This is a genomic window from Tessaracoccus sp. ZS01 (genome assembly GCF_022342445.1).
In the GTDB taxonomy this organism is placed as follows: domain Bacteria; phylum Actinomycetota; class Actinomycetes; order Propionibacteriales; family Propionibacteriaceae; genus Arachnia.
Genome location: NZ_PQFE01000001.1, coordinates 12610 through 39033, shown reverse-complemented (window position 1 = coordinate 39033; position 26424 = coordinate 12610). Strand labels below are relative to the sequence as shown.

Here is a 26424-nt window from a genome sequence, read left to right as displayed (position 1 = left end):
TGATCAGTTCGGACGGGACAGGGTGACCTGTCCCCTCCGGACATCCACCTTGTCCACACGCACCCGCACCTCGGAGCCAACTTCGCTCGCCTTGGCCGGCACCCTGAGTTCGACGGCGGGTTCAGCAATCTGCACCGTCCCCACATGCGTCTTGGGGTCGACGTCGGTGACGACGCCGGTGAAGATCGCACCCACCCGGTTACTGAGCACGAGGCCCTCCGTGAGGTCGATGACGCCACGCTCGTAGGCCCGAGCCGACCGGCCTGTCTCGGCCATCTCCTCCGGCAGTGCGGCCAGCCCGTCACGGGCCCACTGCGGCACCTCGAGGCCGTTGATCAGCGCATGACAAATGACCAGGACGTAGCGGTCCACCAGCCTCCGCAACGGCGCGGTCGTGTGCGCGTAGGGCGCGGCCAGCGCCGCGTGCAGCAAGTTCTCCTCCGGCACCTCGCCGTCGAAGGCCAGGTACCCGGCTCCACGGAACAACATCGTGCACTTGGTCAACGCCGCCAGCTGCTTCGGGTCCTTGGGGGACAGCGACCGCACGAACTCCGGATACGGCATCTCCTTCGGCCACGGCACACCCAACGAGCGCACGGCCCGCCGCAGCTTCTGCAGCGACCACTCCTCAGCCGGCGGCAACGTCCGCAGGACGCCCACCTTGCCCTTGAGCATGGTCTGCGCCGCCACGAAACCAGTCATCAGCGAAATCTGCGCGTTCCAGTTCTCCACCGGCACGAGCGCACGGAACTCCAGTTCCCAGGTGCCGTCGCGCTCGACGATCTCCTGATCGGGCAGGTTCAACGACACGCCGCCGCGCTCGATCTCCAACTGCTGACGGAGCCTCCCCACCTCAGGCAGCAGGGCGATGCTCGCATGAGGCGTGCCGCCGTCGAAATCTGCCTGGACGCCCTCGTAGTTCAGCTTGGCCCGGCTCTGCACCAAGGCGCGCGTCAGGCCGACGTCGACCACCTCGCCGCCCGCGTCCAGATGGAGTTCCCACACGAAGGCCGGCCGAGGCTTCCCGTCGGCCAACAGGGACCCCGCGTCCTCGGAGATCACCGACGGGTGCAGCGGAATACGCGCGCTGGGCGCGTACTTCGTCATCCCACGACGATGGGTCTCGGCCTCCAACGCCGTCCCGGGCCGCACGAAATGCGGCACATCGGAGATGGCGTAGCGGACCAGGTAACCGTCGCCCTCACGCTCGATCTGGATGGCCTGGTCGAGGTCCTTGGACGTGGGCGGGTCGATCGTGACGAACTCGACGTGGGTGAAATCCGCGTGGTCGTCGGCCGATTGCCGAGCGGCGAGTTCCGCGTCGGCCACGACCTCGTCCGGGAAGCGGAGCGGCATCTCCAGCCGTTCCTGCAGGAGCTGGATGGCCTCCCGGAGGGACTCGGGGATCCCATGGACCCGGAGATGCAGCGAGGGCATCAGAGACCAGACTCAGCCGTACGCACCAGGATGCGATCGCACTCGACGCAGCGCAACACCTGGTTCGCGGGGGCCTTCTTGTAGGAGTCCAGATCAGAGAGCGTCAACTGCAGCTGGCAGCCGGTGCAACGCCCCGCCTTCAGCGTCGCGGCGCCCAGCCCTGTGGAGGCCCGCAGCTTCTCGTAGAGCGACATCAGCGGCGGCGCCACCCTCGCCGCGACGGGACCACGATCGGCGGCCAGGTCCTTGGCCTCCCTGCTCAGCTTCGCCACCGCTTCATCGCGGGCGGCCACCTCGGCGTGCAGTTCGTTCTCAATCTCCACCTTGCGCGCAGCGACCCGGTCGCGATGGGCGACCGCGTCCTCCAAGCGGCTCATCACCTCGAGCTGGTCGTCCTCGAGCTCGATGATGCGCTTCTTGAGGTGCTCGACCTCTTCGGTGAGCGAGCGCAGCGTCTTCGGGTCCCCCACCGAACCGTCGGCCAACCGCTGGTCCGTGCGCTCCAGCCGCGCCTTCACCGGGGTCAGGTCCGTCTCCGCCTTGCGGACCCAGATCTGCAGATCGTCGACGCGGGTGCTGGAGGCAACCAGCTCATCAGCGACACTCTTGCGCGCACTCATCAGCTCCGCGATGGTCTTGTGCTGCGGGAGCGAGCGCGCCGCGTGTTGGACGCGCGCCACCTCCGAGTCGAGCTCTGCCAGGGTAAGCAGAGTGCGTTGATCAGCGGGGTCAGCGAGCATCGCGAATCCTTTGTCCAGTTGGGTGGGGCTCACTCTACTAGGACGGGGGCGACCGTCAGAGACTCAGGCGCTCAGTCACCTTCGCCGCGAGCCGCTCCGTGATCCGCTGGGCCTGCTCGACGGTGGGCGCCTCGCACATGACCCTCACCACCGGTTCCGTGCCGGAGGGGCGCAGCAGGACGCGGCCGGTGTCGCCGAGCTCGCGCGCGGCGGCCGTGACGGCAGCCTGGACATCCGGGTCGATGCCCGCGCGCAGCTTGTCGACGTTGCGCACATTGATGACCACCTGCGGCAACACCGTCATCACGGACCCAAGGTCCTTGAGTGACCTGCCGGTGGACTTCATCCGGGACGCGAGGTGCAGGCCGGTGAGCGTGCCGTCGCCGGTGTTGGCGAACTCGGAGATGATCACGTGGCCGGACTGCTCGCCGCCCAGGGCGAAGCCGTTGGCGTTCATGGATTCCAGGACGTAGCGGTCCCCCACCTTCGTCTGGTCGACGCGGATCCCGTGCTCGCGCATGGCATTGACGAGGCCGAGGTTGCTCATCACCGTCGCTACTACCGTGTCAGAGTGCAGGCGGTGCTCCTCCTTCATGGCGATGGCCAGGATCGCGAGGATGCGGTCGCCGTCCACGAGGTTGCCCTCGTGGTCCACGGCGAGGCAGCGGTCGGCATCGCCGTCCAGCGCGATGCCCAGATCCGCGCCCTCGTCCACGACGCGCTTCACGAGGTCGCCGATGTGGGTGGAGCCGCAGTCATCGTTGATGTTGATGCCGTCCGGCTCGGCGTGGATCGGGATGATGTGGGCACCCTGGGCCGCGAACGCCTCGAGGGCGGTCTGGGAGGCCGCGCCGTTCGCGCAGTCGATGACGACCTTCAGCCCTTCGAGGGAGGGGTCCCCCAGCGACGCCACCAGGTGGGCCACATAGGCCTCCACGGCTCCGAGGTCGCTGCGGATGCGGCCGACGGACGAGCCGGTGGGACGCTTCCAGTCCTCGCCCATCCGGGCCTCGATGGCGTCCTCGAGGAAGTCGTCGAGCTTCACGCCGCCGCGGGAGAAGAATTTGATGCCGTTGTCCGGCATGGGGTTGTGCGAGGCGGAGATCATGACGCCCAGATCGGCGTCCATCTCGTTGACGAGGTACGCGACGGCGGGTGTGGGCACCACACCGAGCCGCACCACGTCGACACCCGCCGACGCGAGCCCGGCGATCACCGCCGCCTCCAGGAATTCACCGCTCGCCCGGGGGTCGCGGCCCACGAGGGCCAACGGCCGGTTGTCGCGGAACGCTCCGGCCTCCCCGAGGATGTGCGCTGCGGCGACCGAAAGGTCCAGCGCAAGCTCGGCGGTCAGTTCAACGTTTGCGACGCCGCGGACGCCGTCGGTTCCAAAGAGTCGTGCCACGTCTGGAGACTCTACAGTCGCGCATCGACACTGAGCGAATCGCCGCGCCCGGCCCCGCACCGAGGAAAGGCAAACGCCCACCCTGCAGTAGCAGGATGGGCGTTCGACGTGCAGAAATCAGCGCTTGCTGTACTGCGGGGCCTTACGGGCCTTCTTCAGACCGGCCTTCTTGCGCTCGATGATGCGCGAGTCGCGGGTCAGCATGCCGGCCTTCTTCAGAGCGGCGCGCGACGCCTCAGCGTCGACCTGGTTCAGGGCGCGGGCCACACCGAGGCGCAGGGCGCCGGCCTGGCCGGAGGTGCCGCCACCGTCGATGCGGGCGATCACGTCGTAGGAGCCTTCGACGTTCGCGATCACGAACGGCTCGTTGACGTGCTGCTGGTGCAGCTTGTTCGGGAAGTACTCCTCGAGGCTGCGGCCGTTGATCTTCCAGGTGCCGGAGCCGGGCACGATACGCACGCGGGCGACGGCTTCCTTGCGACGACCGGTGCCGCCGCCGGGGGCGACGATGGCCGGACGGGTGTCGATGCCCGAGGCAGCGACCGGGTCGGCGTCGGAGCGGTACGCGATTTCGCGGTTCTCTTCGTCGACGAAGGGAGTGATCTCCTCGACGACGGTCTCGTCGATCTCGTTGGTCTCAGTCATGTTCTTCGGTCCTCGGCTCACTGGGCGATCTGAATGATCTCGAACGGCTGCGGCTTCTGGGCAGCGTGGGGGTGCTCGGGGCCCGCGTAGACCTTGAGCTTGCTCAGCATCTGACGGGAGAGCTTGTTCTTGGGGAGCATGCCCCAGACAGCCTTCTCGACGGCGCGGCGCGGATCCCTGTCAAGCAGTTCACCAATGGAGACGGCCTTCAGACCACCGGGACGACCGGAGTGCGAGTAGCGGTAATCGTCCGAGCGCTTGTTGCCGGAGAGCGCGATCTTCGATGCGTTGATCACGACGACGAAGTCACCCATGTCGACGTGGGGCGCGAACTGCGGCTTGTGCTTGCCACGCAACAGGTTGGCGATCTGGGCAGCGAGGCGACCCAGGATGATGTTTTCGGCATCGATGACGTGCCAGTTGCGGACGATCTCGCCCGGCTTTGGGGTGTACGTAGACACAGTCCCACTTCCATTCATACTTAACTGATGGGGGTTGCACACCGGGACAGCGCCCCATTAGGCCCCGAAAAGATGGCGTACAACAGCTACCCATCCTAAGTGCCGCGCGCCCCATCTGCAAAATGGCCGCTCCAGCTCATCCAGGCCACCGCGCGCGAGTCCGAGGTGCGGGCGCTCCGCTCCGAACTCGACGAGGTGGTCTGAGTGGCCATCGTCGTCGACATCGACGTCATGTTGGCGCGCCGCAAGATGGCCGTCGGCACCCTCGCAGACCGCACCGATTGACCTTTGGCAGGCCATTTGAGGGGGTCGGGGCCCACGGCGGCACCGCGCACACTAACGTATGTGCATGGCCTCAAAGACGAGTTCCCAGATCACGATCACGTCCCCGGACGATGTACGCAACGTCGTCCTCGTCGGCGCGAGCGGATCGGGCAAGACAACCCTGTTCGAACACCTCCTGCGTGCGCGGGTGGATGGATATCGCGGCGAAAAGGAAACCCAGGAGCGTGCCGCCACGCTGTGGCTGGCATCCATCCCGGCGATCGACGTCCAGATCAACCTCCTCGACGCTCCCGGGCACCCGGATTTCGTGGGTGAGCTGCGCGCCGGTCTGCGTGCGGCCGACGCCGCGGTCTTCGTGGTCCCCGCCGGCGACGACATCGATCCCACGACGGTCGCGTTGTGGGAGGAGTGCACGGAGACCAACACCCCGCGCATCATCGCGATCACCAAGCTGGACCAGGGCCGCGCGTCGTTCGCCGACATGGTCGCGGCCTGCCAGACGACCTTCGGCGCGGGTGTGATCCCGGCCTTGATCCCGCTGGAGAAGGACGGCACCAACGTCGGCAACCTCTCCCTGCTGAACAAACGCGCCCACGACTACTCCAGCGGCCAGCGCGTCTCCCGCGACTCCACTCCTGAGGAACTCGCTCTGATCGACGCCGCCAGGGCGGACCTGCTCGAGGCGATCATCACCGAGGTCCAGGACGACGACCTGATGGAGCGCTACCTCGAGGGCGAGGAGATCGCGGTGGAGGAAGCCAACGGCGCGCTGCTGCGCGCGGTCGTCGGCGCCCGCTTCTTCCCCGTCCTGCCCGCCCACACCACCTCCGACAAGGGCACCGAGGAGCTGCTGCGCTGGATCGAACAGGGCTTCCCGCCCCCGTCGATGCTGCCCGTGCCCCCGGTCACCACGCCCAACGGCGCGCGGTTGCCCGACGCCACCTGTGACCCCGGCGGCCCGCTGGTGGCCCAGGTGGTGCGCACCACGTCCGACAACTTCGGCCGTTCCTCCCTCGTGCGCGTCTTCAGCGGCACGCTCCGCGGCGACCAGGTGGTCCACGTCTCACGTAACCGCGAGCTGTTCGGCTGGGACCCGGACCCGATGCGCCCGGACCAGGACGAAGAGGAGCGGATGGGCCCCATGTCGGCGCCCTACGGCACCGAGTTCACCCCGCTGAACCAGGCGATCGCCGGCGAGATCGTGCTCGTCACCAAGTTGTCGAGGGCGGAGACGGGCGACACCCTGTCAGCCCCGGAGCGGCCGGCGTTGATCGAGCCGTGGGAACTCCCCAGACCCCTCCTGCCGGTGGCCATCAAGGCGACCACCCGCGGCGACGAGGACAAGCTCGCCGGCGCCCTCCACCGCATCTCGATGGAGGACACCACCGTGCGGCTCGAACGCAACCCCGAGACCGAACAGCAACTGCTCTGGGTCATGGGCCAGGCGCAGAAGGACCTCGCGCTGAGCAAGTTGAAGGACCGCTTCGGGCTCAACGTCGTCGAGGAGGAGGTGCGCGTCGCGCTCCGCGAAACCGTACTGACGCCGTCGAAGGGCCTCGGCCGCAACGTGAAGCAGTCCGGTGGCCACGGTCAGTACGCCATCTGCAACATCCAACTCGAACCGCTCGAGCGCGGCGCCGGTTTCCAGTTCGTCGACAAGGTCGTCGGGGGGTCCGTGCCCCGCGCCTACATCGGATCGGTCGAGAAGGGCATTGAGCAGCAGTTGGCTCTGGGCACCAAGTTCGGCGTGCCGATGGTCGACGTGCGGGTCACGCTCTACGACGGCAAGTCCCACTCCGTCGACTCCTCCGACATGGCCTTCCAGGTCGCCGGGCAGTACGCGCTGCGCGACGCGTCGGAGAAGGGTCAGGTCGGGCTCCTGGAACCCATCGAGCGGGTCCGGGTGCGAGTAGGCGACCAGTATCTCGGCGCCGCGCTGACCGACCTCGGCGCACGACGCGCGCAGGTGCAGGGCACGGAGATGGACGGCAATGGCCACGCCGTGGTCGAGGCGCTGGTGCCTGCGATCGAGTTGGTGAGCTACCCGATCGACCTGCGCGGCGTCGCTCAGGGCACGGGCACCTTCACCCGCGAGTTCGTGGGCTACGAACTCATGCCGCAGGAGGCCTGGCCCACCGCCTAGCTGGTGAGCACGTCTAGGAGGGCGTCGGCGACTTCACGTTTGGAGCCCGACGCCTCCTTCACGACCTCGTCCTGCGCATCCAGCACGTACACCGTGTTGTGCGACGTCTCGAAGCCCTTGTCCCAGCCCACCTGGTTCACCGCCAGGAGGTCGACTCCCTTCTTCTGCCGTTTCCGACGCCCGCGCTCGAGGTAGTCCGCCCCGGTTTCCGCCGCGAAGGCCACGATGGTCTGTCCGTCGCGGCGCTCAGCGGCAAGGCCCGCAACGATGTCCTCGTTCTCGACGAGGGTGAGCGACGGCACTCCCCCGACTTCCTTGGTGAGTTTGCCCTCTGAGACCTCCGCCACGCGGAAATCCGCCACGGCCGCGGCCATGATCACCACGTCGGCCTCGGCGGCAAGTGAGCGCATCACCCCGGCGAGTTCCGCAGCAGAACCCGCCGTCGTGATCTCGACGCCCGGACGCTGGGCCGGGCGCAGCACGTCCGCCTCGACGTTGGTTGCGGCCAGCAGCACTCGCGCACCGCGTTCGGCAGCGGCGACGGCGATCGCCACGCCCTGCTTGCCGCTGGAGCGGTTGCCGATGAAACGCACCGGGTCGATGGGCTCGCGGGTACCGCCGGCCGACACGGCCAGGGTGACGCCCTCCAGATCCCGTCGACGACCGGCCAGCGCCATGGCGGCCTCGTAGATGGCCTCGGGTTCACTCATCCTGCCCGGGCCGGAGTCACCACCGGTCAGCGGGCCGTCGTCGGGGCCCACGACGTGCACGCCGCGGCTCCGCAGCGTCGCCATGTTCGCCTGTGTGGCGGCATGCAGCCACATCTCCGTGTGCATGGCCGGGGCGACCAGCACCGGCGCCTTCGTGGCCAGCAGCGTGGTGCCCAGCAGGTCCGACGCCAGACCGGCGGCCATCGCGGCGAGGGTGTTGGCCGTGGCCGGCGCCACGATGACCAGGTCGGCGTTCTGTCCGAGCGCCACGTGGCGCACCCGGGGGACGTCGTCGTGTACGGAGGTCGTGACCGGGTTGCGGCTCAGCGACTCCCAGGTGGGACGCCCCACGAACCGCAGCGCGTCCTCTGTAGGCACGACATGCACCTCATGCCCGTCGCCGATCAGCAGCCGCACCAGGTGCACCACCTTGTACGCCGCGATGCCCCCGCTGACCCCAACCACAATGTTCATGACCGTGATTCTTTCATCCGGGTACGCTGACTGACCATGTGCACCGTGGTGATTCGCGTTCCCGAGCCCGGGCCGGGCCGCGTCAGGCTGCTGGCCATCCGGGACGAGGACCCGGGTCGGCCGTGGCGGCCGCTGGGCCAGTGGTGGCCCCAGCACCCCGAGATCACCGGTATCCAGGACCTGTCCGCCGGCGGAGCCTGGCTCGCCCACAACCAGTCGCGGCTCAGTGTCCTCCTGAACCGCGCGGGCGGCCCTCCTGAGGGCATCATCCCGACGACCCGGGGCGACCTCGTCATCGGCTCTCTCACGGGACGCCAGGTCCCGGCGACACCCACCACCCTGGGGTTCAACCTGGTGGAGGCCACCTTCGACGGCGTGCGCGTCACCTCCTGGGAGGGAGGCGCGACGCGCACCGTCGACCTCGAGCCGGGCACGCACATGATCGCGCACTCGGACGTCGACGACTTCGGGGCGGAGCGCATCGCGTACTGGCTGCACCGCTTCGCCGACGCCCCCACCGAGGGTGTGCGCTGGTGGACGGAGTGGGCCAAGGTGCTCGACGAGGGCGGCCGGAACCTGGACCCCACCGACGACCGCGCGCTCATCCGCGACAACCGCGCCCACGGCTTCCCGACGCTGTCGCTGCTGGCCGTCGTGGCGTCGATCGGCCCCGGCAACGTCACCAGCGCGATGGGTGTGCTCGGGGAGCCGGGCATCTGGGAACCGGTGGCTCCCCTCCTCCCCCGTCCCTGAGCAGCTGTCGGCTCAGAGGATCCCGCCCCTCGGCACGATCCGCTTGCCGAAGGGGAAGCAGGTCACGGGGATCATCTTCAGCGACACCCACGCATTGGCGATACCGATGATGGTCAGCGACTGCGCGAGCGCCGAGGTGATGTGCAGGAGCGCCAGCCACCAGCCCGCCACCACGAACCAGATGACGTTCATGAGCCCTGATCCCCAACCCGCCCCCGGCTTCGGTTCGACGGTGCGGCCGAACGGCCAGAGCACGTAGTTGGCCATGCGGAACGACGCGAGCCCGGCCGGGATCGTCACGATGAAGATGCAGGCGATCACTCCCGCCAGCATGTAGCCCAGGGCCAGCCAGAAGCCGCCCAGGATGACCCAGATGACGTTGAGAATGGTGCGCATCGATGACTCCTCGTGGTTGCCGATCAGCACCTCACAGTCTAGTTCGTGCGGTCACCGGTAGGCTGGGCCGGTGATTTCCCGACCCCCACGCCCCCGCCGCGACATCGTCAGTTTCGTGCGCCGCAGCACGCGGATGAACGAGTCGCAGACCAAGGCCTGGGAGCGGCATGCCGCCGAATACCTCGTGGACATCCCGCGCGGCGAGTTGGACACCTCCGTGGCGCCTGAGGCCCACGTCGACTGGGCCGCGGAGTTCGGGCGTGAGGCGCCGCTGATCGTGGAGATCGGCTCCGGCGCTGGCGACTCCCTCGTCCCCATGGCCGCCGGCCGCCCCGAATCCAACGTCGTGGCGTTCGAGGTGTTCGAGCCGGCCGTCGCGTCCACGCTCGGCCGGCTGGGCCGCATCGGCGCCACCAACGTGCGTCTGGCCCTGATCGACGGGGCGCAGGCGCTCCCCCGCCTGTTCGACGACGGCTCGGTCACCGAACTGTGGACGTTCTTCGCAGACCCCTGGCACAAGAAGCGCCACCACAAGCGTCGCCTCGTCAGCACCGGGTTCGCCGATGTCGTGGCCGCCAAACTGGCGCCGTCCGGGGTGTGGCGACTGGCCACCGACTGGGAGGACTACGCGCTCTGGATGCGGGAGCACCTCGACGACCATCCCGGCCTGGTCAACGTGCACGACGGTTGGGCCCCCAGGCTCGAGGAGCGCCCCGTCACCAAGTACGAGGCACGTGGGTTGGCCGCGGGCCGCGCCGTCTTCGACCTCACCTACGGGAGGGCCGATGCGACTCAGGATTGATCTGGCCTATGACGGTACCGAGTTCCACGGCTGGGCCACCCAACCCGGCCTCCGCACGGTGCAGGCCACCCTCGAGGAATGGATCGGCAAGGTGCTGCGCCTGGCCGGGCCGCACACCCTGGTGGTCGCGGGCCGCACCGACGCGGGCGTGCACGCCAGACGCCAGACCTGCCACGCCGACCTGGACCTCGACGAGGACCCGTCGGCCACCCTGCTGCGCCGTCTCCGCCGCGTCCTCCCGGACGACATCGCCGTCCGCGACGTCACCCCCGCCCCCGAAGGTTTCGACGCGCGGTTCTCGGCCATCTGGCGGCGCTACTGCTACCGCCTGACCGACGGGGTCGCCGATCCGCTGCTGCGCGGGCACATCACACCGTCGCGCGAACCGATCGACGTCGGCGCGCTCAACGCCGCCACGGAACTGCTGATCGGGCTGCGGGACTTCGCCGCCTTCTGCCGGCCGCGCCAGGGTGCCACCACCATCCGCGACCTCCGGGAGCTCAGCGCCACCCGCCGCCCCGACGGCGTGATCGAGGTGCACCTGCTGGCGGACGCGTTCTGCCACTCGATGGTGCGCTCCCTGATGGGCGCGCTGACCGCCGTGGCGGCGGGGCGGCGCAGCCTCTCCTGGTTGGAGGAGGTGGCCGCCAGCAGCGTCCGCCATGGCGAGGTGCAGGTCATGCCGGCCCGTGGCCTCACGCTGGAAGAGGTGGGCTATCCGCCCGACGATGAACTGGCCGCCCGCGCCACCGCGGCGCGCGCCATGCGCACCCTGGAGACATCATGAGCCACTACTTCGACACCCCTGACCAGCCGCTGGTCACGCACGAGTTCAACGCCACCGTCTTCGGCAACGACCTGACGTTCACGACAGCCGGTGGCGTGTTCTCCGGCGGCCGCCTCGATCTGGGCACCTCCGTCCTGCTGCGTGAGGTGAGCCCACCCGAGCGGGGCCATCTGCTGGACCTCGGGTGCGGAGTCGGCACCATCGCCGTCGGGCTGGCCGTGGCGGCGCCCGGCGTCACCGTCGACGCGGTCGACGTGAACGGCCGCGCCGTCGAGCTGACCCGGATGAACGCGCAGCGGCACGGAGTCGCCGAGCGGGTGCACGCCGTCGCCCCCGACGAGGTGCCGGCTGACGTGCGCTATGACGAGATCTGGTCGAACCCCCCGATCCGGATCGGCAAGCAGGCGCTGCACGAACTCCTCCTGACGTGGTTGCCGCGGCTCACGCCTGACGGTGTCGCCTGGTTGGTCGTCGGGAAGAATCTCGGCGGTGACTCGCTGCAGCGCTGGCTGACGGATCAGGGCCATCCGACGGAGCGCGTGGCGTCCGCCAAGGGCTTCCGCGTGCTCAAGGTCGCCGCTTCAGAGGCCTGATTTCCCCGCCAGCGGAACCCGGTGAGAAGTTGAAGCGGTGACCAAATGGGCGGCATAGGATGGGATTCGTCAGCGCGCATCGGCGCGAGTCAACGATCAGGAGACACCATGACCTACACCCTTCCCGACCTCGACTACGACTACGGGGCACTCGCCCCGCACATCGCCCCGGAGATCATGGAGCTGCACCACAGCAAGCACCACGCCGCCTACGTGGCCGGTGCCAACACCGCCCTCGAGCAGCTCGCCGCCGCGCGCGACAAGGGCGACTTCGGCGCAGTGAACAAGCTCGAGAAGGACCTCGCCTTCCACCTGGGTGGTCACATCAACCACTCCGTCTTCTGGAAGAACATGTCGCCCAACGGCGGCGGCGAGCCCACCGGCGACGTGGCTGAGGCGATCGGCGAGTTCTTCGGTTCGTTCGACGGTTTCAAGAAGCAGTTCAACGCCGCCGCCAACGGCCTGCAGGGCTCCGGCTGGGCCATGCTCGTGTGGGACACCCTCGGCCAGCGCCTCAACATCAACCAGCTGTTCGACCAGCAGTCGAACGTGCCGGTCGGCCAGCTGCCCGTGCTGCAGCTGGACATGTGGGAGCACGCCTTCTACCTCCAGTACAAGAACGTCAAGGGCGACTACGTCAACGCCTGGTGGAACGTCATCAACTGGGACGACGTGGCGCAGCGCCTCACCGCCGCCAAGAACGTCCAGCTCACCTACTGAGCCACCGCGTAACACGAAGACCCCGGGCCAGGCCCGGGGTCTTCTCGTTTCGGCTGAGCCGCAGATCAGCTGCTGGCGGCTGTCAACACGTTCTCGAGCACCTTCTCGGCGGTCTCGTAGCCGAAGGGGTCCACCAGGATGTGGCTGCCGTCGGGCCGCAACAGCTGCCCACCGGGCTGGGAGTCGTCACACAGCGCCGGGCCGTCGGCCGTCTCGGGCTCGGGGTCCCTGCACAGCAACGGATCCATCCGGAAGGTCTCCACCCTGTCGTCGCGCTGGGCCAGGTCGACGACGATGTCGTTCCACCGGCGGCGGTACTCGTCGTGGTTGACCATGAGGTCCAGCAGCGGGTGGCACTCGTCCTCGGTGCAGCGGCTGAGCATGCCGGTGCCGGGGCGCTCGGTCTGGGCGATCACCAGAGTCGCTCCCTGGGAGGTGAGCCGGTCGACGCTGGCCGCCAGGTCCTCCTCGAGCGCCTCCCAGAAGATCTCTTCGTCGGGGCCGACGATCCGTCCGTCGATCCAGCGCTGGTGCACCTCGTAGCGCGACCACCAGAACACCGTCGCCGGACGCTCGGAGTCGATCTTCTCGGTCTGGATGTCGGCGACCATGGTGCAGTCGCCTGCACCCTCGTGGTCGGGCTTGAGGTACTCCTGCAACTCGATCGAGAGGGGCGGGCAGCCACCACGGGAGGCGTTGTCGACGACGAAGCCGTTGTCGCTGGCCACCTGGTCGAGCGATTCCATGAGGCGGAACGGCACGGAGTCGCCCACCACGATGACGAGGTCCGGGTTGGTCTGCGGCACCGGCGAGCCGCCGGGGCTGACGGGTGTCGCGGGCGGGCGCGAGCTGGGCACGGGCAGCCCGCGCAGCGCCGTGGCCCAGGTCATGATGATCACCATGATCACTGCGACGGTGAGCATCGTGCGCTTGAAGGTGAGCCACGTGGTGAAGCGGCCGCGACGGATGGGCTCCTCCACGAAGTGGTAGCTCAGCACCGCACAGATCAGCGTCGCCGCCAGCGCCACCGGAGCCCGCAGCATCCGGAATTCCTCCTTGTGGGCCACGTCCAGCCACACGCTCCACGGCCAGTGCCAGAGGTACAGCCCGTAGGAGATCTGCCCGAGGTAGGTCATCGGCCGCCAGGACAGGAAACCCGACAGCATCGTCGGCGGAGAGACCACCAGCGCACCGATCAGCAGCGTGACGCCGACGCTGAGGATCACCGCGCCGCCCTGGAAGTAGAAGGCGCTCGGTCCGGCCAGGAACGGCAGCACGGCCACGGCCGTCACCACGCCGACGGCCGCGATGAGACGGTGGTGGCGGTGGAAGACGGTGCGCACCCCGTGGTTGCTCATCACGATGGCCAGCAGGGCACCGAGCAGGGGCTCGAACGCCTTGCTGTCGGTGCCCATGTAGGCGCGGTCGGGCGATGCGGGGTCGTACAGCACCATCAGCAGGGCCGCCGAGACGACGATGAGCACTGCCGCCACCACCCCGATGATGGTGGTGACCCGCTTCCTGCCGCCCAGCTTCCCGGCGGCGAACGCGACGATGCCGATCAGCACCGGCCAGAAGAAGTAGAACTGCTCCTCAACGGCCAAGGACCACATGTGCAGCAGCAACGACGGTGTGCCGTCGGAGGCGAAGTAGCTGTTGGCGCCCATGAACCGCCAGTTGCCCAGGTACAGCACCGTCCAGAAGATGTCCCAGCTCGCGCTGGCCTTGCGGAACAACGGCATCAGGAACGTGGCGTAGAGGAGTACCAGCAGCAGGACCAGCGTGGCGGCGGGCAGTAGGCGGCGGAACCGGCGCTGCCAGAACTTCCCGTACTGCGGCTTCCCGTGCCGCAGGGTGTCGCGCAGCAGGCCGGAGGTGATCAGGTAACCGGACAGCACGAAGAACACGTCGACGCCGGCGAACCCCAGTTCCAGGTTGGGAACGCTGAGGTGGAACGCGATGACCAGGCCCACAGCGATGGTGCGGAGACCATCAAGGCTGGGCACATAGGTGATGTTGTCTGGCGGCTGCACCCCGGGAGTCTAACGCGTCAGGTCGCGGAAGCCCTTCCCCGGCGCACCTTGCGGCCGTACACCCAGGGCGCCACCTCCCGGCCCGTCAGCCAGGCGTGCCAGACCGCGATCGCGACGAAGGAGCCCATCCAGGCGCCCAGTGCCCACCGGGTCACGCGGCGCAGCGGCAGCTCCCTGGTCAGCGGGACGAAGTTCACGGCCCCCACCCGGTTCGTCTCGTCCGAGGCGCAGGCGTCGAGCTCGTAGCCGCCCACGGCCACCTTGGCCCAGGTGTGCCCGCGCAGCCACCATGGATTTTGGAAGCCCCGGACCATGGCCGAGTGCACCAGACGGGTCTTGAAGCCCAGTTCGCGCAGCACGAGGAGGAGCACCGTGTTGTACTGGTGCGACCAACCCCGGTGCGACCTGAGCGCGCGCTCCGGCGGCTCCCAGAGGTGCCACAGCGAATAGTAGGGAAAGGCCCGCGCGACAGCCTTCACCGCCTCGTCGGCCAGGGCCCTCCCGGTCGCGCCCGTCTCGCGGCACTGCTGCGCCAGGGCGGCGACGGTGTGCGGTCCGGACACCAACGGTCTGCGCGGCGCCAGGGCCGCCACCGGGACCAGCGCACCGATCAGCGCCACCAGCGGCGACCAACCGATCTTGAGCCGCTTCTTCCTTCTCACAGCCGTTTCCCCTTCGGATTGTGCGCGAAGCCCCGCAGCTTCCGGTACGGCACCTCGTCTGCCAGGTGTCTGTGCAGCGCCAACATCGCGTCGGTGGTGCGCTGCCAGGGATACTGCTCGGCGCGCGCCCGTGCCGCACGCCGCAGCTCTGGGCCGAGACGCGGGATCAGCCGTTCCACGGCGTCTGCCAGCGACAGTGGGTTGGCGTCGCCGCGTTCGCCGGACGTGGCGTCGACCAGTTCGCTGGCTCCCCCGCTGGTGGAACTGACGACGGGGGTGCCGCACGCCAGCGCCTCGAGCACGGCGAGGCCGAACGTCTCCGCAGGACAGACGGACAACGAGATGTCGTGCTGCGCGATGCGCCTGGCCACCTCGTCCCGGCCTGGCACGAAGCCGTGGAAGAACACGGGCGCGCTGCCGGCGACCGCCTCCAGTTCGGCCTGGTCGGGGCCGGTGCCGTACAGGTCCAGCCGGACCTGATGGCCCCTCCGGTGCAGTTCGACGACGGTGGCCACGGCCAGCTGGGGGCTCTTCTCGTGGGAGAGCCTGCCCACGTAACAGAACTTGAGCACGCCGTCGTCGGCCGGTTCCCCCTTGTCGGGGTGGAACGTCTCCAGGTCCACGCCCAGTGGGACGAGCGCCAGGTTGGCGCCGGTGTCGGCGAACTCCTCCTCCGCGAAGCGGCTGGTGACCACGACGGTGTCGAAGTTGCGGGACAGCCGGCGGTTGAGCCCGCCCACGATGGTCTCGACGCCGAAGCTGGAGCGCACGAACATCGCCAACATGTCGGACAGCCGCTCGTGGCTGAAGAGCACGGAACCGACGCTGCGCTTGGCGGCCCAGTTCGCCGCCGGCGAGAGGGTCCACTTGTCCGACACCTCGATGGAGGTGGGCCGGAACCTGTCCAGCACGTCGAGCACCCGCCAGGGTTGGAAGATCATGCGGTACTGCTCGGTGACCTTGGGGGCGCGGACCTGCACGAGGATGCCGGCCTCGGTCTCGAGGATCTGGTCCTTCTCCCCCGGCGCGACGAAGATACGCGTGTGCCCGGCGTCGACGTAGCCCTGGCCCAGGGTTTCGATGACCACCTTCATACCCCCAGACGTGGGGCCGACGAAGTTGGCCAGCTGGGCGATGCGCATTGCCCTACCGTACCCATTCTGTGGGGCGTGAGCTCCCAGTGGACGAGGGACTGAGCCTGAGCGTCAGTCGAGCAGCGTGCGGTCCGACAGGCTGGCGCCCTTGATCTTGGCGAACTCCTGCGTGAGCTGCTCGGCCGTGATCGACTTCTTTGCCTCGTCGTCGACCTCGAGGACGATGCGGCCCTCGTGCATCATGATCAACCTGTTGCCCAGCTCGATGGCCTGGTGCATGTTGTGGGTGACCATGAGGGTGGTCAGCCGATGGCGCTCCACGGCCTCGCCTGTCAGGCGGGTGATCAGGGCGGCGCGCGCCGGATCCAGCGCGGCCGTGTGTTCGTCGAGGAGAAGGATGGCCGGTTGCGCATAGGTGGCCATCAGCAGGCTGAGTGCCTGGCGCTGGCCGCCCGACAGCATGCCCACGCGCATGTCGAGGCGGTTCTCCAACCCGAGTTCCAGCGTGGTGAGGGCCTCCTTGAAGACCGCGCGCTTGGGGCTGGTGACGGCCATCCGCAGACCGCGCTTGCGGCCACGCTCGAACGCGATGGCCAGGTTCTCCTCGATGGTGAGGTGGGGCGAGGTGCCGGCCATGGGGTCCTGGAAGACGCGCGCGACCCACTTGGCCCTCTGGTGTTCCGGGGTGCGGCTGACGTTCTTGCCGTCGATCGTCACCGTGCCGCCGTCCACGGGGTACCGCCCGGAGACCACGTTGAGCATGGTGGACTTACCGGCGCCGTTGGAGCCGATGACGGTGACGAAGTCTCCCTCGTGGAGGGTGAGGTTGATGGCGTCCAGCGCGACCCGCTCGTTGACGGTGCCGGGGAAGAAGCGCTTCGTGACTGAGGCGAGTTCGAGCATCAGGCGACTCCTGCCTCTGCGGCCTGACGACGACGGCGTTGGCGGCGCAGTTTCTTGAGGGGACCCCACTGCGGCAGCACCAGGGCGAGCACGACGAGCACCGCCGAGATGAGCTTCATGTCGTTGGGGTTGAAGCCGTTGTTGAGGGCGATCTGGATGACGCCACGGTAGATGACCGAGCCGAGGGCTGCGGCCAGCACGGCCTGCCACACGGCGGTCATCCCGAAGATGGCCTGGCCGACGATGACCGAGGCCAGGCCTGCGACGATGAGGCCGATCCCCATCGAGATGTCCGAGAAGCCCTGGTACTGCGCCACGAGCGCGCCACAGAGGGCCACCATGCCGTTGGAGATCATCAGGCCGACGATCTTGGTGACGCCGGTGTTGATGCCCTGCGAACGGGCCATCATCTCGTTGTCGCCGGTGGCGCGGATGGACACCCCGAAGCTGGTGCCGAGGAACCAGTAGACCACCAGCCCGACGAGGAGCACGACGACGCTGAACGCCGCCACCGACATCCAGGTGCCGAGCAGCCGTTCGCCCCGGAACCAGCTGAACAGCGTGTCGGTGCGCAGCAGCGGCACGTTGGCCCGGTTGCCCATGATGCGCAGGTTGATGGAGTACAGCGCGATCTGGGTCAGGATGCCTGCCAGCAGGGGGTTGATGTTGCCCCAGACGTGGAGCAGCCCGGTGATGGCGCCGGCGAGCATGCCGGCGACCATCCCGGCGATCATCGCGGCCCAGACCGGCACCCCGTTCACGAGCAGGATGGCGCACGTGGCGGCACCTGTCGTGAACGAGCCGTCCACCGTCAGGTCAGGAAAATCCAGGACCCGGTAGGTGAGGTAGACGCCCAACGCCATGATGGCGTAGAGCAGGCCGATCTCGAGCGCGATGATCATCTGGTACTCAGAACTTCTTGGTTGCGCGGTCGAGGACCGCCTGGGGCAACTCGATGCCCTGGGCTGCGGCCGCCTCTTCGTTGACGAACAGGTCGAACTGCTTCTGCGTCTCGACCGGGATGTCGGAGGCGGGAGTGCCCTCGAGCATCTTGAGCAGCACGGCAGCGGCATCCTTGCCCTGCTGGATGTAGTTCACCGAAAGGCCTGCGGTGGCGCCACGCTCCATGGTCGACTCGTCCGAGGCGAAGACCGGGACGGACTTCTGTTCGGCCACCTGCACGAGGGACTCTGCGGCGGAGACGACGGTGTTGTCGGTGGGGATCAGGTAGGCGTCGACGTCGAGCGACTCGGCGGCCTGCTGCACCTCTGCGGAGTTGGTGACGGTGGCCGTCTTGATCTCCATGCCACGGGATTCGGCGGCCTTCTCGGCCTCAGCGACCTGGACCTCGGAGTTGACCTCGCCGGAGGAGTACACGATGCCGACGGTGACGGCCTCGGGCAGGATCTCCTTGATGAGGTCGAGCTGCGCGTCCATCGGGTTGAGGTCCGACACGCCGGTGATGTTGGCGTCTGGGGCGTCCCACTCCTGCATGAGGCCGGCGGCGACCGGATCCGTGACGGCGGCGAAGGCGATCGGCTTGTCGGTGATCACGTTGGCCAGTGCCTGGGCAGTGGGGGTCGCAATGGCGAGGTAGCCGTTGAAGTCCGCGCTGGCGAACGTGTTGGCGATGCTCGTGAGCGTCGACTGGTCGCCCTGGGCGTTCTGCAGGTCGATGGTGAGGTTCTCGCCCTCCGTGTAACCGGCCTCCGCCATGGCTTCCTTGAAGCCGTCTGCGACGGCGTCGAGCGCCGGGTGGGAGACGATGGTGGCGATGCCGATCTTGTAGGACTCGGTGGAGCCCTCCTCTGCGGCGCCACAGCCGGTCAGTGCGAGCGCGGCGATGGTGCCGAGCGCGACAACCTTGAGTTTCATGTTTCTCCTTGCGCGAAAGGGTGAGTGCCTGTAAAGCGTAGGCTTCCGCGGCGCCGGTGGGCGCCGGCGTCCACCCCTCAGTACGTGGTGGCGGCTTCCTCGATGACTGCCTTGGGGATGGTCACGCCCATCCGCTCAGCGGCGGCGGGGTTGACCACGGTCTCCAGGGATTCCTGCAGTTGGACGCTGGTGTCGGCCGGCTCCCCTCCCTTGAGGAGTTCGACGATCATCTTGGCTGTCTGCAGACCCTGCGCCTTGTAGTCGGTCGAGAGTGCCGCGGCGGCACCGCGCTCCACCGAATCAGGATCCGAACTGACCAGCAGCGCCTGCTTCTGTTCAGCCACCTGCACCATGGACTCCATCGCCGAGACGACGGTGTTGTCGACGAGGGTGAAATAGGCGTCGACGTCCAGCGACTCAGCGGCCTGCTGCACCTCGGAGGAGTTCTGGATGGTGGCGGTCTTGACCTCGACCCCGAGTTGCCTGCCCGCCTCGATGGCCTTCTCGGCCTGCACCTGGGCGTTGACCTCGGAGGCCGAGTAGACGATACCCACGGATTCGACGGTGGGGTCGATGTCGAGGATCAGTTTCAACTGCTGGTCGGTGGGCAACTGGTCGGAAGTACCCGTGACGTTGCCGCCCGGCTTCTCCATCGAATCCACCAGGCCCGCGGCGACCGGATCGGTCACGGACGCGAACACGATGGGCCGGTCCTGGATCACCTGCGCCATGGCCTGGGCCGGCGGCGTGGCGATCGCCACGAACAGGTCGTGCTGAGAGGCGGCGTAGGTGTTGGCGATGTTGGTCAGAGTGGGCTGGTCCCCCTGGGGGTTCTGGAACTCGAGTGTGAGGTTCTCCCCCTCGACGTAACCCGCCTCGGCGAGGCCCTCCTTCACGCCCTCCCAGATGAGGTCCAGCGACGGGTGGGAAACGATGGTCACTCCACCGATCGACACCTGGTCCGGGGCGCTCTGTTGCGCGCCGCAGCCAGTGAGCAGCAGGGCGGCGACAGCCGCACCTGCAAGAACCCGTCGCAGCATCTGGTGTCTCCTCTGAACGGCCAAAACTAACGAAACCCTACCGGTAAAACAGAAGGGGCCCCACGACGGGGGCCCCTTCCGGATGGTGTCACTTGGACTCTGCAGCGTCCTCGTCAGCGGCCGTCTCGTCGGCCGCGGCGGGCGACTCCTCGGTCTCGGCGACCTCGTCGGTTTCGGCGACCTGATCAGTCTCCTCAACCTCTGCGATCTCCTCGGCCTTGGGCTCCTCGGCCGGTGCGGCCTTGGGCGCCTTGGCCTTCGGGGCCACGGCCTCGGTGATCAGTTCGATCACTGCCATGGGGGCGTTGTCGCCCTTGCGGGGGCCGATCTTGGTGATGCGGGTGTAGCCACCGTTGCGGCCTTCGAAGGTGGGGGCGATCTCGTCGAAGAGACGACGCACGACGTCGACGTCGGTGACCGACTGCAGCACCAGGCGACGGTTGTGCAGGTCACCGCGCTTGGCCTTGCTGATCAGACGCTCGGCAACCGGCTGCAGCAGCCGGGCACGGGTCTCGGTGGTGGTGATTCGGCCGTGCTCGAAGAGCTGGGTGGCCAGGTTGCGCAGGATGTGGCGCTGATGGGTCGGGCTACCGCCCAGACGGGCACCCTTGGTCGGCTTAGGCATTGATCAATTCTCCAGTGTGAGTAGCGGTGTGGGCGGTCAGTACTGCTCGGTCTCGGCGAAGTCAGCGTCTTCGTCGTTGTCCTCGTCGTAGCGCTCGATGGCCTGCAGCGGGTCGAAGCCCGGGTGCGAGTCACGCAGCGACAGGCCGAGGTTGGCGAGGGTCTCGCGAACCTCGTCGATCGACTTGCTGCCGAAGTTGCGGATGTCGAGCAGATCCTCTTCGCTGCGGGCCACGAGCTCACCCACGGTGTGGATGCCCTCGCGCTTGAGGCAGTTGTAGGAGCGGACCGACAGTTCCAGATCCTCGACAGGGAGGTTCAACGACTCGGCGATCTGCTCGTCGACGGGCGACGGGCCGATCTCGATGCCTTCGGCGTCCACGTTGAGCTCGCGGGCAAGGCCGAACAGCTCGACGAGGGTGGTACCGGCCGAGGCGACGGCGTCACGCGGCGTCATCGACGGCTTGGTCTCGACGTCGACGATGAGACGGTCGAAGTCGGTGCGCTGGGCGACGCGGGTGGCCTCGACCTTGTAGGTGACCTTGAGCACCGGCGAGTAGATCGAGTCGACCGGGATGCGGCCGATCTCGGAATCGGGATCCTTGTTCAGCACTGCGCTGACGTAGCCACGGCCGCGTTCGACGACGAGCTCCATCTCGAGCTTGCCGGTCTCGTTGAGAGTGGCGATGTGCAGCTCGGGGTTGTGGATCTCGACGCCTGCCGGGGGCTGGATGTCACCGGCGGTGACGGATCCGGCGCCTGCCTTGCGGAGGTACATGACGACGGGCTCGTCCTCCTCCGAGGAGATCACGAGGCCCTTGAGGTTCAGGATGATCTCGGTGACGTCCTCGACGACGCCCTCCACCGTGGAGAACTCGTGCTGGTTGCCTTCGATCTTGATGCTGGTGACCGAGGCACCCGGGATGGACGACAACAGGGTGCGGCGCAGCGAGTTGCCGAGCGTGTAGCCGAAGCCGGGCTCGAGGGGCTCGATGATGAACCGGGACCGGTGGTCCGAGACGACCTCTTCCGTGAGGCCCGGGCGCTGTGCGATGAGCATGGTGTTTCCTCCCCGCGCCGACCGCTATATGAAGGCGCGAATAGTGCTGAGCCCGACCGTCGGGCCCAGCGCCCCGCCCGGAGCGAGCCGGACGGGGCGGTGGTGGGGCACGAGGCCCCGACGGATCACTTCGAGTAGAGCTCGACGATCATCTGCTCCTGGACATCGACCACGATCTGCTCGCGGACGGGGAGCTGGTGCACGAGGATGCGCATCCGGTTGGGACGGGCCTCCAGCCATGCGGGAACGGAACGCTCGCCGTGGGTCTCACGGGCGATGACGAACGGGGTCAGGTTCAGCGACTTCTCAGCCACGTCGATGATGTCCTTGGCGCGGACACGGTACGACGGGATGTTGACGCGCCCACCGTTGACCAGGAAGTGGCCGTGGACGACGAGCTGACGGGCCTGACGACGCGTCGAAGCGAAACCGGAGCGGTACACGACGTTGTCGAGACGCGACTCCAGGATCTGCAGCAGACGGTCACCGGTCTTGCCGGGGTGACGGTCGGCCTCTTCGTAGTAGCGACGGAACTGCTTCTCGAGCACGCCGTAAGCGAAGCGCGCCTTCTGCTTCTCACGAAGCTGCAGCGAGTATTCGGAGTCCTTCGTGCGACCGCGGCCGTGCTGACCCGGAGGGTACGGACGACGCTCGAAGGCCTTGTCGTTGCCGACAAGGTCAGTCCCGAGTCGACGGGACTTCTTGGTGATCGGGCCGGTATAACGAGCCATAATGTATTAGTCCTATTCTCTCGGGCCGGATCAGACGCGACGGCGCTTCGGCGGACGGCAGCCGTTGTGCGGTGTGGGGGTCACGTCGGAAATGGCGCCGACCTCCAGGCCGACGGCACCGAGCGAACGGATAGCGGTCTCGCGGCCCGAGCCCGGGCCCTTGACGAACACGTCGACGCGCTTCATGCCGTGCTCCATGGCCTTACGACCAGCGGCCTCGGCGGCCATCTGAGCGGCGAACGGGGTCGACTTACGCGAGCCCTTGAAGCCGACGGTGCCGGCGGAGGCCCACGAAATCACATTGCCCGTGGGGTCGGTGATCGAGATGATGGTGTTGTTGAAGGTGCTCTTGATGTGCGCCTGACCGGCGAGCACGTTCTTCTTTTCCTTGCGGCGGCCCTTGGTCTTGGCGCCGGCCTTGCGGCTTGCAGTAGCCATATGTTCTTAAGTCTCCTTGAGTCCTTGAGAGGAGGCGCTCGACCCGGAGGTCAGCGTGCCTTCTTCTTGCCAGCGACGGCCTTCTTCTTGCCCTTGCGGGTGCGGGCATTGGTGCGGGTGCGCTGACCACGAACCGGGAGGCCGCTGCGGTGGCGACGGCCCTGGTAGTTACCGATCTCGACCTTGCGGCGGATGTCGGCGGCAGTGCTACGACGGAGGTCACCCTCGATCTCGTAGCTGCCTTCGATGTGGTCGCGCAGCGCGACGAGCTGGTCGTCGGTCAGCTGGTGGACGCGGAGATCGCCGGAGACTCCAGTCGCGGCGAGGGTTTCGGCGGCGCGGGTACGGCCGATGCCGAAGATGTAGGTGAGTGCGACCTCGAGGCGCTTTTCGCGCGGCAGGTCAACACCAACTAGGCGTGCCATCAGGCGGTTTCCTTTCCTATGCGAAGGTGTGGGCGTGACGCGTCCCCGCCGCCTATGGTGCTCGGCTCGAGCACCGACGGGGCCTTGGCCTTCGTCCAAGGGTGGTCGATCCCGCTGGGGGATCTAGCTATCACGTTGTTTCAGTTGTCAGGCGGAACCAGGCCTGGGGCCCTCGTCCGCGGTGGCCTGTGATCAGCCCTGGCGCTGCTTATGGCGCGGGTTGTCGCAGATCACCATCACACGACCGTGCCGGCGGATGACCTTGCACTTGTCGCAGATCTTCTTGACGCTCGGCTGAACCTTCATTCGAGCAACCTTTTCAATCGGCGACTGGGAGCGCAGGGCGCGCCCAATCTTGCGGTGGATGAGCTTGGTCGAAGTGGCCACGGGCACGCGGGCGCGCACGGGCATTGACGACCGAGGAGCAACTTTACGCTAGGCGTGCGCGGAAGGCAAAAGCACGCTCAGGGCCCGCTGCGGTGCGGGCCGACGGCGTACTGGCCGGTATCCAAAATAGAAAGCGCCGCCGGCCCACGAAGGGACCGGGCAGCGCTCGAGAGGGTGCGGCCGGAGCCGCAGGTCTCACTTGTGTCGGTAGACGATGCGTCCGCGGGTGAGGTCGTAGGGCGACAGCTCCACGACGACGCGGTCCGACGGCAGGATGCGGATGTAGTGCTGCCGCATCTTGCCACTGATCGTGGTCAACACCTTGTGGCCGTTGGCCAGTTCGACGCGGAACATCGCGTTGGGCAGGGCCTCGACCACGGTGCCCTCGAGTTCGAGAGCTCCCTCTTTCTTCGCCATAAACTCTCTTCTGTTCGCCACCGGGCGCTCTGAGCGCGCGCCGGATGATACTGCAATCGGCAAGTTTACGCCCACAGCCGTCGCTGGCCAAACGGGGGCCCGCCCCTGCCTCGCCACTACCCTGTCCCCATGGCCTATTTCGCTGTCCGCTACACCTACTCCGACGACACCGCCGAGCTGGACAGGGTGCGCCCCAGCCACCGGGAATTCCTCGCTTCCCTGACGGCCGGCCCGCTGGTGGCCAGTGGCCCGTTCGTCGGTGCGGCGCGCCCCAGCGCACTGCTCCTCCTGCGGGCCGGATCCGGGGACGAGGTGACGTCGGCCCTCGACGCCGACCCCTTCTGGGCTGCGGGCCTCATCGGCGAGCGCCTCGTCGAGGAATGGAATCCCATCATCGGCGTGTTCGCCGACAACTGAGTGGTCAGCTGACGCAGAACTCGTTGCCTTCGGGGTCCAGCATGACGTGCCACCGGTGCGTCCCCTGGTTGTGGGAGTCGACGTACGAGGCGCCGCGGGCGAGGAACTCGTCGCGCAGGGCGTCGATGTCGTCGCCACCGGAGTGGACGTCGTAGTGCAGGCGGTTCTTGGTCTGCTTCTCCTCAGGCACATCCTGGAAGAGGATGCGGCGCCGCCCCGGGCTGCCCACCTCGTCCGGCGGGCAGATGGCTGCCGCCCCCCTCCACACCAGGTTCCCCCTGTGTGTCTGGGTGTCCGCCTCGGTGGCGTATCCCCCGTCGATCATCCGCTGGATGAACACAGGATCGCTGGGCTCCACCGTCCAGCCGAGGGACTCCGCCCACCAGTCCGCGAGGTTGTGGGCGTCGCGCGTGTCGACGCAGATCTGGATTCCATAGGGTTTGGGCATGTCGAACCTCCTGCTCTCTCCCGACATTACGAGCAGCGGGGTTCAGACAGAAGCCCCTGCGCGCAGTCACGGGCGGCGGCGGCCTCCGCCGTGGCCCGGGCGAAAGTCTCACCCTCCCCCAACTCGGCGGGTTCATCCTCGCACTGGCCGCGATGCTCGCAGGCCAGCTCCCCCACCAGAAGCTCCTAGGCGACCTCGTCGTCCGGCACCGTCCAGGTGTTGCAGTCGTTCATGGTGGCCGCGTAGAGGCCGCGGGTACCCCAGTACAGGAGCGACTCGCGTGAACCGTGCACCCCGTCGGCGCGCATCGTCGCGAGTCGCTCCATCCAGGACTCATACTGTTCCTGCCCGAACCGGAAGGCGCTGTTGTGACGGGTCATGGCGGCTGACCAGCAGGTGGCCTGCAACTCCGCGCGCCGCTCCAGCACGGGGGTGTTGGCCATCGCTGTCTTGGCCCGCGTGATGCCGGCCAGGCTCTGCAGGTGGTGCCCGTACTCGTGGTTGACCATCTCGTTGACCGACAGGTCCCACGTGCGCGCCATGTCGAAGTGCCGCGCACCGAAGTGGACGCTGCCGCCCTCGGCCGAACAGTAGAACGCGGGCGCCTCCAGGTAGCCACAGGCGCTGTCGTCGCCCTCACCGGTGAAGAACTGGACGCCCGGAGCCGCCGTCAGCCACCCCAACTGCTGGAACGTGGGCACCCAGGAACGGTGCACGCAGAACCACTGGTCGCGCACCGCCGCCTCCCACTCCGCCTCGTCGCGGACGGTCTTCGGGGAGGCGCAGTGTTCCAGCGCGACCGGGGCCAGGGCGTTCAGGGTGGTGACCTGCGCGTCGTAGAGCGGCGACACCGGGTCTGGCCCCGGCAACGGCTCCCAGGTCTGCCTGGGCAGCTCCCACTCCCCCGGCCCGGCTCCCGGCTCCGGGACCTGCTGACCCCCGGCAGGGGCCGGTCCGGCATCAGGAGGGGGCTTCAGGTTCATGCCGAAAATGACGAGGGCGAGCGACAGCACCAAGGTGGTCACCACAGCGATGAGGGTGGTGAGCCCCAGCCGGAATCGCGGCCTGGCCCGCCGAGGGCGAACGGTATGGGCTGAAGTGCGCATCCGTCACTCCCCCCGTCGGCTGCACTGCGCGTGCAGGAAGTATCTCAGAAGATCAGCACGAGCAGGATGATCAACACTGCCACCAGGGCAACGCCGACGACGCCCACCATCATCGCGACGGGCACCAGGGTGCGCGACTGCGTGATCTGTCCTGCCGGGACCCCGCCCTGCTCGACGATGGCCGGCACCTGGGCGGCGGCGGCGGGTAGCTTCTCCATCACGGGGACCAGGTCGCCGAGGGTGCGTGCGTCGTAGACCACGTCCATGGCGGTGGCGTACTCGTCGTGGGTGAGACGCCCGTCGGCGAACGCGTCATTGAGCCGCTGGGTGATGGAGGCGCGCTCCGTCTCGTCGATGGGGTCGCCTGGGCGTTGCAGGTACTTCGAGCTCGGTGGCAGCGGCATGAGGACCAT

General features: G+C 67.8%; 31 protein-coding genes. 7 read left to right on the top strand and 24 right to left on the bottom strand.

What is annotated here, in order from left to right; translation table 11 throughout:
* Window positions 1–3: 3 nt before the first annotated feature.
* The 5 genes from C3E87_RS00230 to rplM form a co-directional block, all read right to left on the bottom strand.
* Window positions 4–1437 carry an RNB domain-containing ribonuclease gene (locus tag C3E87_RS00230; RefSeq protein ID WP_076058087.1) on the bottom strand — a complete coding sequence of 478 codons (1434 nt, stop codon included), beginning with the start codon at window positions 1435–1437 and terminating at the stop codon, window positions 4–6.
* Entirely contained in the window at window positions 1437–2177 is a 741-nt protein-coding gene (locus C3E87_RS00225; RefSeq protein ID WP_076058085.1) for a zinc ribbon domain-containing protein, read from the bottom strand. The genes C3E87_RS00230 and C3E87_RS00225 overlap by 1 nt, the downstream gene beginning before the upstream one ends.
* A gap of 55 nt (window positions 2178–2232) precedes the next feature.
* A complete protein-coding gene (gene glmM / locus C3E87_RS00220) occupies window positions 2233–3582 on the bottom strand; it encodes a phosphoglucosamine mutase (RefSeq protein WP_076058083.1) in 1350 nt (449 codons plus the stop codon).
* 117 nt (window positions 3583–3699) lie between these two features.
* Entirely contained in the window at window positions 3700–4227 is a 528-nt protein-coding gene (rpsI, locus tag C3E87_RS00215; RefSeq protein WP_076059356.1) for a 30S ribosomal protein S9, read from the bottom strand.
* 17 nt (window positions 4228–4244) lie between these two features.
* A complete protein-coding gene (gene rplM, locus C3E87_RS00210; protein WP_076058081.1) occupies window positions 4245–4688 on the bottom strand; it encodes a 50S ribosomal protein L13 in 444 nt (147 codons plus the stop codon).
* A gap of 349 nt (window positions 4689–5037) precedes the next feature.
* Between rplM and C3E87_RS00205 the strand changes: the two genes are divergently transcribed.
* Complete coding sequence (locus C3E87_RS00205) at window positions 5038–7116, top strand: elongation factor G-like protein EF-G2 (RefSeq protein ID WP_076058079.1); 2079 nt, start codon at window positions 5038–5040, stop codon at window positions 7114–7116.
* Here C3E87_RS00205 and coaBC read toward each other — a convergent pair.
* Window positions 7113–8300: a bifunctional phosphopantothenoylcysteine decarboxylase/phosphopantothenate--cysteine ligase CoaBC gene (gene coaBC / locus C3E87_RS00200; RefSeq protein WP_076058077.1), complete on the bottom strand. Its 1188-nt coding sequence runs from the start codon at window positions 8298–8300 to the stop codon at window positions 7113–7115. The two genes, C3E87_RS00205 and coaBC, sit on opposite strands and share 4 nt — an antisense overlap.
* A gap of 45 nt (window positions 8301–8345) precedes the next feature.
* Here coaBC and C3E87_RS00195 point away from each other — a divergent pair, with 45 nt between their 5' ends.
* On the top strand, window positions 8346–9053 hold the full coding sequence (locus C3E87_RS00195; protein WP_198928169.1) for an NRDE family protein: 708 nt from the start codon (window positions 8346–8348) through the stop codon (window positions 9051–9053).
* A gap of 12 nt (window positions 9054–9065) precedes the next feature.
* Here the strand turns inward: C3E87_RS00195 and C3E87_RS00190 are convergent, their stop codons facing one another.
* Window positions 9066–9449 (bottom strand): YccF domain-containing protein, encoded by a 384-nt coding sequence (locus C3E87_RS00190; RefSeq protein ID WP_076059354.1) that lies wholly within the window; start codon window positions 9447–9449, stop codon window positions 9066–9068.
* A gap of 70 nt (window positions 9450–9519) precedes the next feature.
* On the opposite strand from C3E87_RS00190, the gene trmB reads away from it, so the two are divergent.
* From trmB to C3E87_RS00170, 4 genes are all read left to right on the top strand, one after another.
* Window positions 9520–10251: a tRNA (guanosine(46)-N7)-methyltransferase TrmB gene (trmB, locus tag C3E87_RS00185; protein ID WP_233120648.1), complete on the top strand. Its 732-nt coding sequence runs from the start codon at window positions 9520–9522 to the stop codon at window positions 10249–10251.
* Window positions 10235–11038, top strand: a complete 804-nt coding sequence (gene truA, locus C3E87_RS00180) for a tRNA pseudouridine(38-40) synthase TruA (RefSeq protein ID WP_076058073.1) — start codon at window positions 10235–10237, stop codon at window positions 11036–11038. The genes trmB and truA overlap by 17 nt, the downstream gene beginning before the upstream one ends.
* Window positions 11035–11631, top strand: coding sequence for a class I SAM-dependent methyltransferase (locus C3E87_RS00175; RefSeq protein WP_076058071.1), 597 nt, complete (start codon window positions 11035–11037; stop codon window positions 11629–11631). The genes truA and C3E87_RS00175 overlap by 4 nt, the downstream gene beginning before the upstream one ends.
* A 108-nt stretch (window positions 11632–11739) precedes the next feature.
* The gene (locus C3E87_RS00170; RefSeq protein ID WP_076058069.1) at window positions 11740–12351 is read left to right on the top strand and encodes a superoxide dismutase; all 612 of its coding nucleotides are present in this window, start codon (window positions 11740–11742) and stop codon (window positions 12349–12351) included.
* Window positions 12352–12416: 65 nt separating this feature from the next.
* On the opposite strand, the gene C3E87_RS14765 is transcribed toward C3E87_RS00170, so the two are convergent.
* From C3E87_RS14765 to infA, 14 genes are all read right to left on the bottom strand, one after another.
* Window positions 12417–14384, bottom strand: coding sequence for an acyltransferase family protein (locus C3E87_RS14765; protein ID WP_076058067.1), 1968 nt, complete (start codon window positions 14382–14384; stop codon window positions 12417–12419).
* A 17-nt stretch (window positions 14385–14401) separates the two neighbouring features.
* The gene (locus C3E87_RS00160) at window positions 14402–15046 is read right to left on the bottom strand and encodes a hypothetical protein (protein ID WP_083665280.1); all 645 of its coding nucleotides are present in this window, start codon (window positions 15044–15046) and stop codon (window positions 14402–14404) included.
* Entirely contained in the window at window positions 15043–16188 is a 1146-nt protein-coding gene (locus C3E87_RS00155; protein ID WP_076058059.1) for a glycosyltransferase, read from the bottom strand. The genes C3E87_RS00160 and C3E87_RS00155 overlap by 4 nt, the downstream gene beginning before the upstream one ends.
* 63 nt (window positions 16189–16251) lie before the next feature.
* Window positions 16252–17043: an ABC transporter ATP-binding protein gene (locus C3E87_RS00150; protein WP_076058057.1), complete on the bottom strand. Its 792-nt coding sequence runs from the start codon at window positions 17041–17043 to the stop codon at window positions 16252–16254.
* Window positions 17043–17945 (bottom strand): ABC transporter permease, encoded by a 903-nt coding sequence (locus tag C3E87_RS00145; RefSeq protein WP_076058055.1) that lies wholly within the window; start codon window positions 17943–17945, stop codon window positions 17043–17045. Before C3E87_RS00145 ends, C3E87_RS00150 begins: the two co-directional genes overlap by 1 nt.
* 7 nt (window positions 17946–17952) lie before the next feature.
* Window positions 17953–18918 (bottom strand): ABC transporter substrate-binding protein, encoded by a 966-nt coding sequence (locus C3E87_RS00140; protein ID WP_076058052.1) that lies wholly within the window; start codon window positions 18916–18918, stop codon window positions 17953–17955.
* Window positions 18919–18995: 77 nt separating this feature from the next.
* Window positions 18996–19958 (bottom strand): ABC transporter substrate-binding protein, encoded by a 963-nt coding sequence (locus tag C3E87_RS00135; protein ID WP_076058049.1) that lies wholly within the window; start codon window positions 19956–19958, stop codon window positions 18996–18998.
* Window positions 19959–20046: 88 nt separating this feature from the next.
* A complete protein-coding gene (rplQ, locus tag C3E87_RS00130; RefSeq protein WP_076058046.1) occupies window positions 20047–20583 on the bottom strand; it encodes a 50S ribosomal protein L17 in 537 nt (178 codons plus the stop codon).
* A gap of 36 nt (window positions 20584–20619) precedes the next feature.
* On the bottom strand, window positions 20620–21642 hold the full coding sequence (locus C3E87_RS00125) for a DNA-directed RNA polymerase subunit alpha (protein ID WP_076058045.1): 1023 nt from the start codon (window positions 21640–21642) through the stop codon (window positions 20620–20622).
* A gap of 125 nt (window positions 21643–21767) precedes the next feature.
* Window positions 21768–22373, bottom strand: coding sequence for a 30S ribosomal protein S4 (gene rpsD, locus C3E87_RS00120; RefSeq protein ID WP_076058042.1), 606 nt, complete (start codon window positions 22371–22373; stop codon window positions 21768–21770).
* A gap of 30 nt (window positions 22374–22403) precedes the next feature.
* Window positions 22404–22811 carry a 30S ribosomal protein S11 gene (rpsK, locus tag C3E87_RS00115; protein WP_076058040.1) on the bottom strand — a complete coding sequence of 136 codons (408 nt, stop codon included), beginning with the start codon at window positions 22809–22811 and terminating at the stop codon, window positions 22404–22406.
* 50 nt (window positions 22812–22861) lie between these two features.
* Window positions 22862–23236: a 30S ribosomal protein S13 gene (gene rpsM, locus C3E87_RS00110; RefSeq protein WP_076058038.1), complete on the bottom strand. Its 375-nt coding sequence runs from the start codon at window positions 23234–23236 to the stop codon at window positions 22862–22864.
* Between the two features lie 192 nt (window positions 23237–23428).
* Complete coding sequence (gene rpmJ / locus C3E87_RS00105) at window positions 23429–23542, bottom strand: 50S ribosomal protein L36 (protein ID WP_002514836.1); 114 nt, start codon at window positions 23540–23542, stop codon at window positions 23429–23431.
* A 276-nt stretch (window positions 23543–23818) separates the two neighbouring features.
* Complete coding sequence (infA, locus tag C3E87_RS00100) at window positions 23819–24040, bottom strand: translation initiation factor IF-1 (RefSeq protein WP_040284660.1); 222 nt, start codon at window positions 24038–24040, stop codon at window positions 23819–23821.
* A gap of 129 nt (window positions 24041–24169) precedes the next feature.
* Here infA and C3E87_RS00095 point away from each other — a divergent pair, with 129 nt between their 5' ends.
* Window positions 24170–24457: a YciI family protein gene (locus C3E87_RS00095; RefSeq protein WP_076058036.1), complete on the top strand. Its 288-nt coding sequence runs from the start codon at window positions 24170–24172 to the stop codon at window positions 24455–24457.
* A 4-nt stretch (window positions 24458–24461) separates the two neighbouring features.
* Here C3E87_RS00095 and C3E87_RS00090 read toward each other — a convergent pair whose 3' ends face one another.
* The 3 genes from C3E87_RS00090 to C3E87_RS00080 all read right to left on the bottom strand — a co-directional run bounded on the left by C3E87_RS00090 (window position 24462) and on the right by C3E87_RS00080 (window position 26415).
* On the bottom strand, window positions 24462–24905 hold the full coding sequence (locus C3E87_RS00090; protein WP_076058034.1) for a VOC family protein: 444 nt from the start codon (window positions 24903–24905) through the stop codon (window positions 24462–24464).
* Window positions 24906–25090: 185 nt separating this feature from the next.
* Window positions 25091–25933, bottom strand: coding sequence for a neutral zinc metallopeptidase (locus C3E87_RS00085; protein ID WP_076058032.1), 843 nt, complete (start codon window positions 25931–25933; stop codon window positions 25091–25093).
* A gap of 122 nt (window positions 25934–26055) precedes the next feature.
* Entirely contained in the window at window positions 26056–26415 is a 360-nt protein-coding gene (locus C3E87_RS00080; RefSeq protein WP_076058030.1) for a DUF1707 domain-containing protein, read from the bottom strand.
* Between the last annotated feature and the right edge of the window lie 9 nt (window positions 26416–26424).

What these genes read in the sequence shown, in the direction of transcription:
- C3E87_RS00230 (WP_076058087.1), bottom strand. Translation starts at nt 1,437, where the DNA reads ATGCCCTCGCTGCATCTCCGGGTCCATGGGATCCCCGAGTCCCTCCGG.
- C3E87_RS00225 (WP_076058085.1), bottom strand. Translation starts at nt 2,177, where the DNA reads ATGCTCGCTGACCCCGCTGATCAACGCACTCTGCTTACCCTGGCAGAG.
- rpsI (WP_076059356.1), bottom strand. Translation starts at nt 4,227, where the DNA reads ATGACTGAGACCAACGAGATCGACGAGACCGTCGTCGAGGAGATCACT.
- C3E87_RS00205 (WP_076058079.1), top strand. Translation starts at nt 5,038, where the DNA reads ATGGCCTCAAAGACGAGTTCCCAGATCACGATCACGTCCCCGGACGAT.
- coaBC (WP_076058077.1), bottom strand. Translation starts at nt 8,300, where the DNA reads ATGAACATTGTGGTTGGGGTCAGCGGGGGCATCGCGGCGTACAAGGTG.
- C3E87_RS00190 (WP_076059354.1), bottom strand. Translation starts at nt 9,449, where the DNA reads ATGCGCACCATTCTCAACGTCATCTGGGTCATCCTGGGCGGCTTCTGG.
- truA (WP_076058073.1), top strand. Translation starts at nt 10,235, where the DNA reads ATGCGACTCAGGATTGATCTGGCCTATGACGGTACCGAGTTCCACGGC.
- C3E87_RS00175 (WP_076058071.1), top strand. Translation starts at nt 11,035, where the DNA reads ATGAGCCACTACTTCGACACCCCTGACCAGCCGCTGGTCACGCACGAG.
- C3E87_RS00170 (WP_076058069.1), top strand. Translation starts at nt 11,740, where the DNA reads ATGACCTACACCCTTCCCGACCTCGACTACGACTACGGGGCACTCGCC.
- C3E87_RS00155 (WP_076058059.1), bottom strand. Translation starts at nt 16,188, where the DNA reads ATGCGCATCGCCCAGCTGGCCAACTTCGTCGGCCCCACGTCTGGGGGT.
- C3E87_RS00150 (WP_076058057.1), bottom strand. Translation starts at nt 17,043, where the DNA reads ATGCTCGAACTCGCCTCAGTCACGAAGCGCTTCTTCCCCGGCACCGTC.
- C3E87_RS00145 (WP_076058055.1), bottom strand. Translation starts at nt 17,945, where the DNA reads ATGATCATCGCGCTCGAGATCGGCCTGCTCTACGCCATCATGGCGTTG.
- C3E87_RS00140 (WP_076058052.1), bottom strand. Translation starts at nt 18,918, where the DNA reads ATGAAACTCAAGGTTGTCGCGCTCGGCACCATCGCCGCGCTCGCACTG.
- C3E87_RS00135 (WP_076058049.1), bottom strand. Translation starts at nt 19,958, where the DNA reads ATGCTGCGACGGGTTCTTGCAGGTGCGGCTGTCGCCGCCCTGCTGCTC.
- rplQ (WP_076058046.1), bottom strand. Translation starts at nt 20,583, where the DNA reads ATGCCTAAGCCGACCAAGGGTGCCCGTCTGGGCGGTAGCCCGACCCAT.
- C3E87_RS00125 (WP_076058045.1), bottom strand. Translation starts at nt 21,642, where the DNA reads ATGCTCATCGCACAGCGCCCGGGCCTCACGGAAGAGGTCGTCTCGGAC.
- rpsD (WP_076058042.1), bottom strand. Translation starts at nt 22,373, where the DNA reads ATGGCTCGTTATACCGGCCCGATCACCAAGAAGTCCCGTCGACTCGGG.
- rpsK (WP_076058040.1), bottom strand. Translation starts at nt 22,811, where the DNA reads ATGGCTACTGCAAGCCGCAAGGCCGGCGCCAAGACCAAGGGCCGCCGC.
- rpsM (WP_076058038.1), bottom strand. Translation starts at nt 23,236, where the DNA reads ATGGCACGCCTAGTTGGTGTTGACCTGCCGCGCGAAAAGCGCCTCGAG.
- rpmJ (WP_002514836.1), bottom strand. Translation starts at nt 23,542, where the DNA reads ATGAAGGTTCAGCCGAGCGTCAAGAAGATCTGCGACAAGTGCAAGGTC.
- infA (WP_040284660.1), bottom strand. Translation starts at nt 24,040, where the DNA reads ATGGCGAAGAAAGAGGGAGCTCTCGAACTCGAGGGCACCGTGGTCGAG.
- C3E87_RS00095 (WP_076058036.1), top strand. Translation starts at nt 24,170, where the DNA reads ATGGCCTATTTCGCTGTCCGCTACACCTACTCCGACGACACCGCCGAG.
- C3E87_RS00090 (WP_076058034.1), bottom strand. Translation starts at nt 24,905, where the DNA reads ATGCCCAAACCCTATGGAATCCAGATCTGCGTCGACACGCGCGACGCC.
- C3E87_RS00080 (WP_076058030.1), bottom strand. Translation starts at nt 26,415, where the DNA reads ATGCCGCTGCCACCGAGCTCGAAGTACCTGCAACGCCCAGGCGACCCC.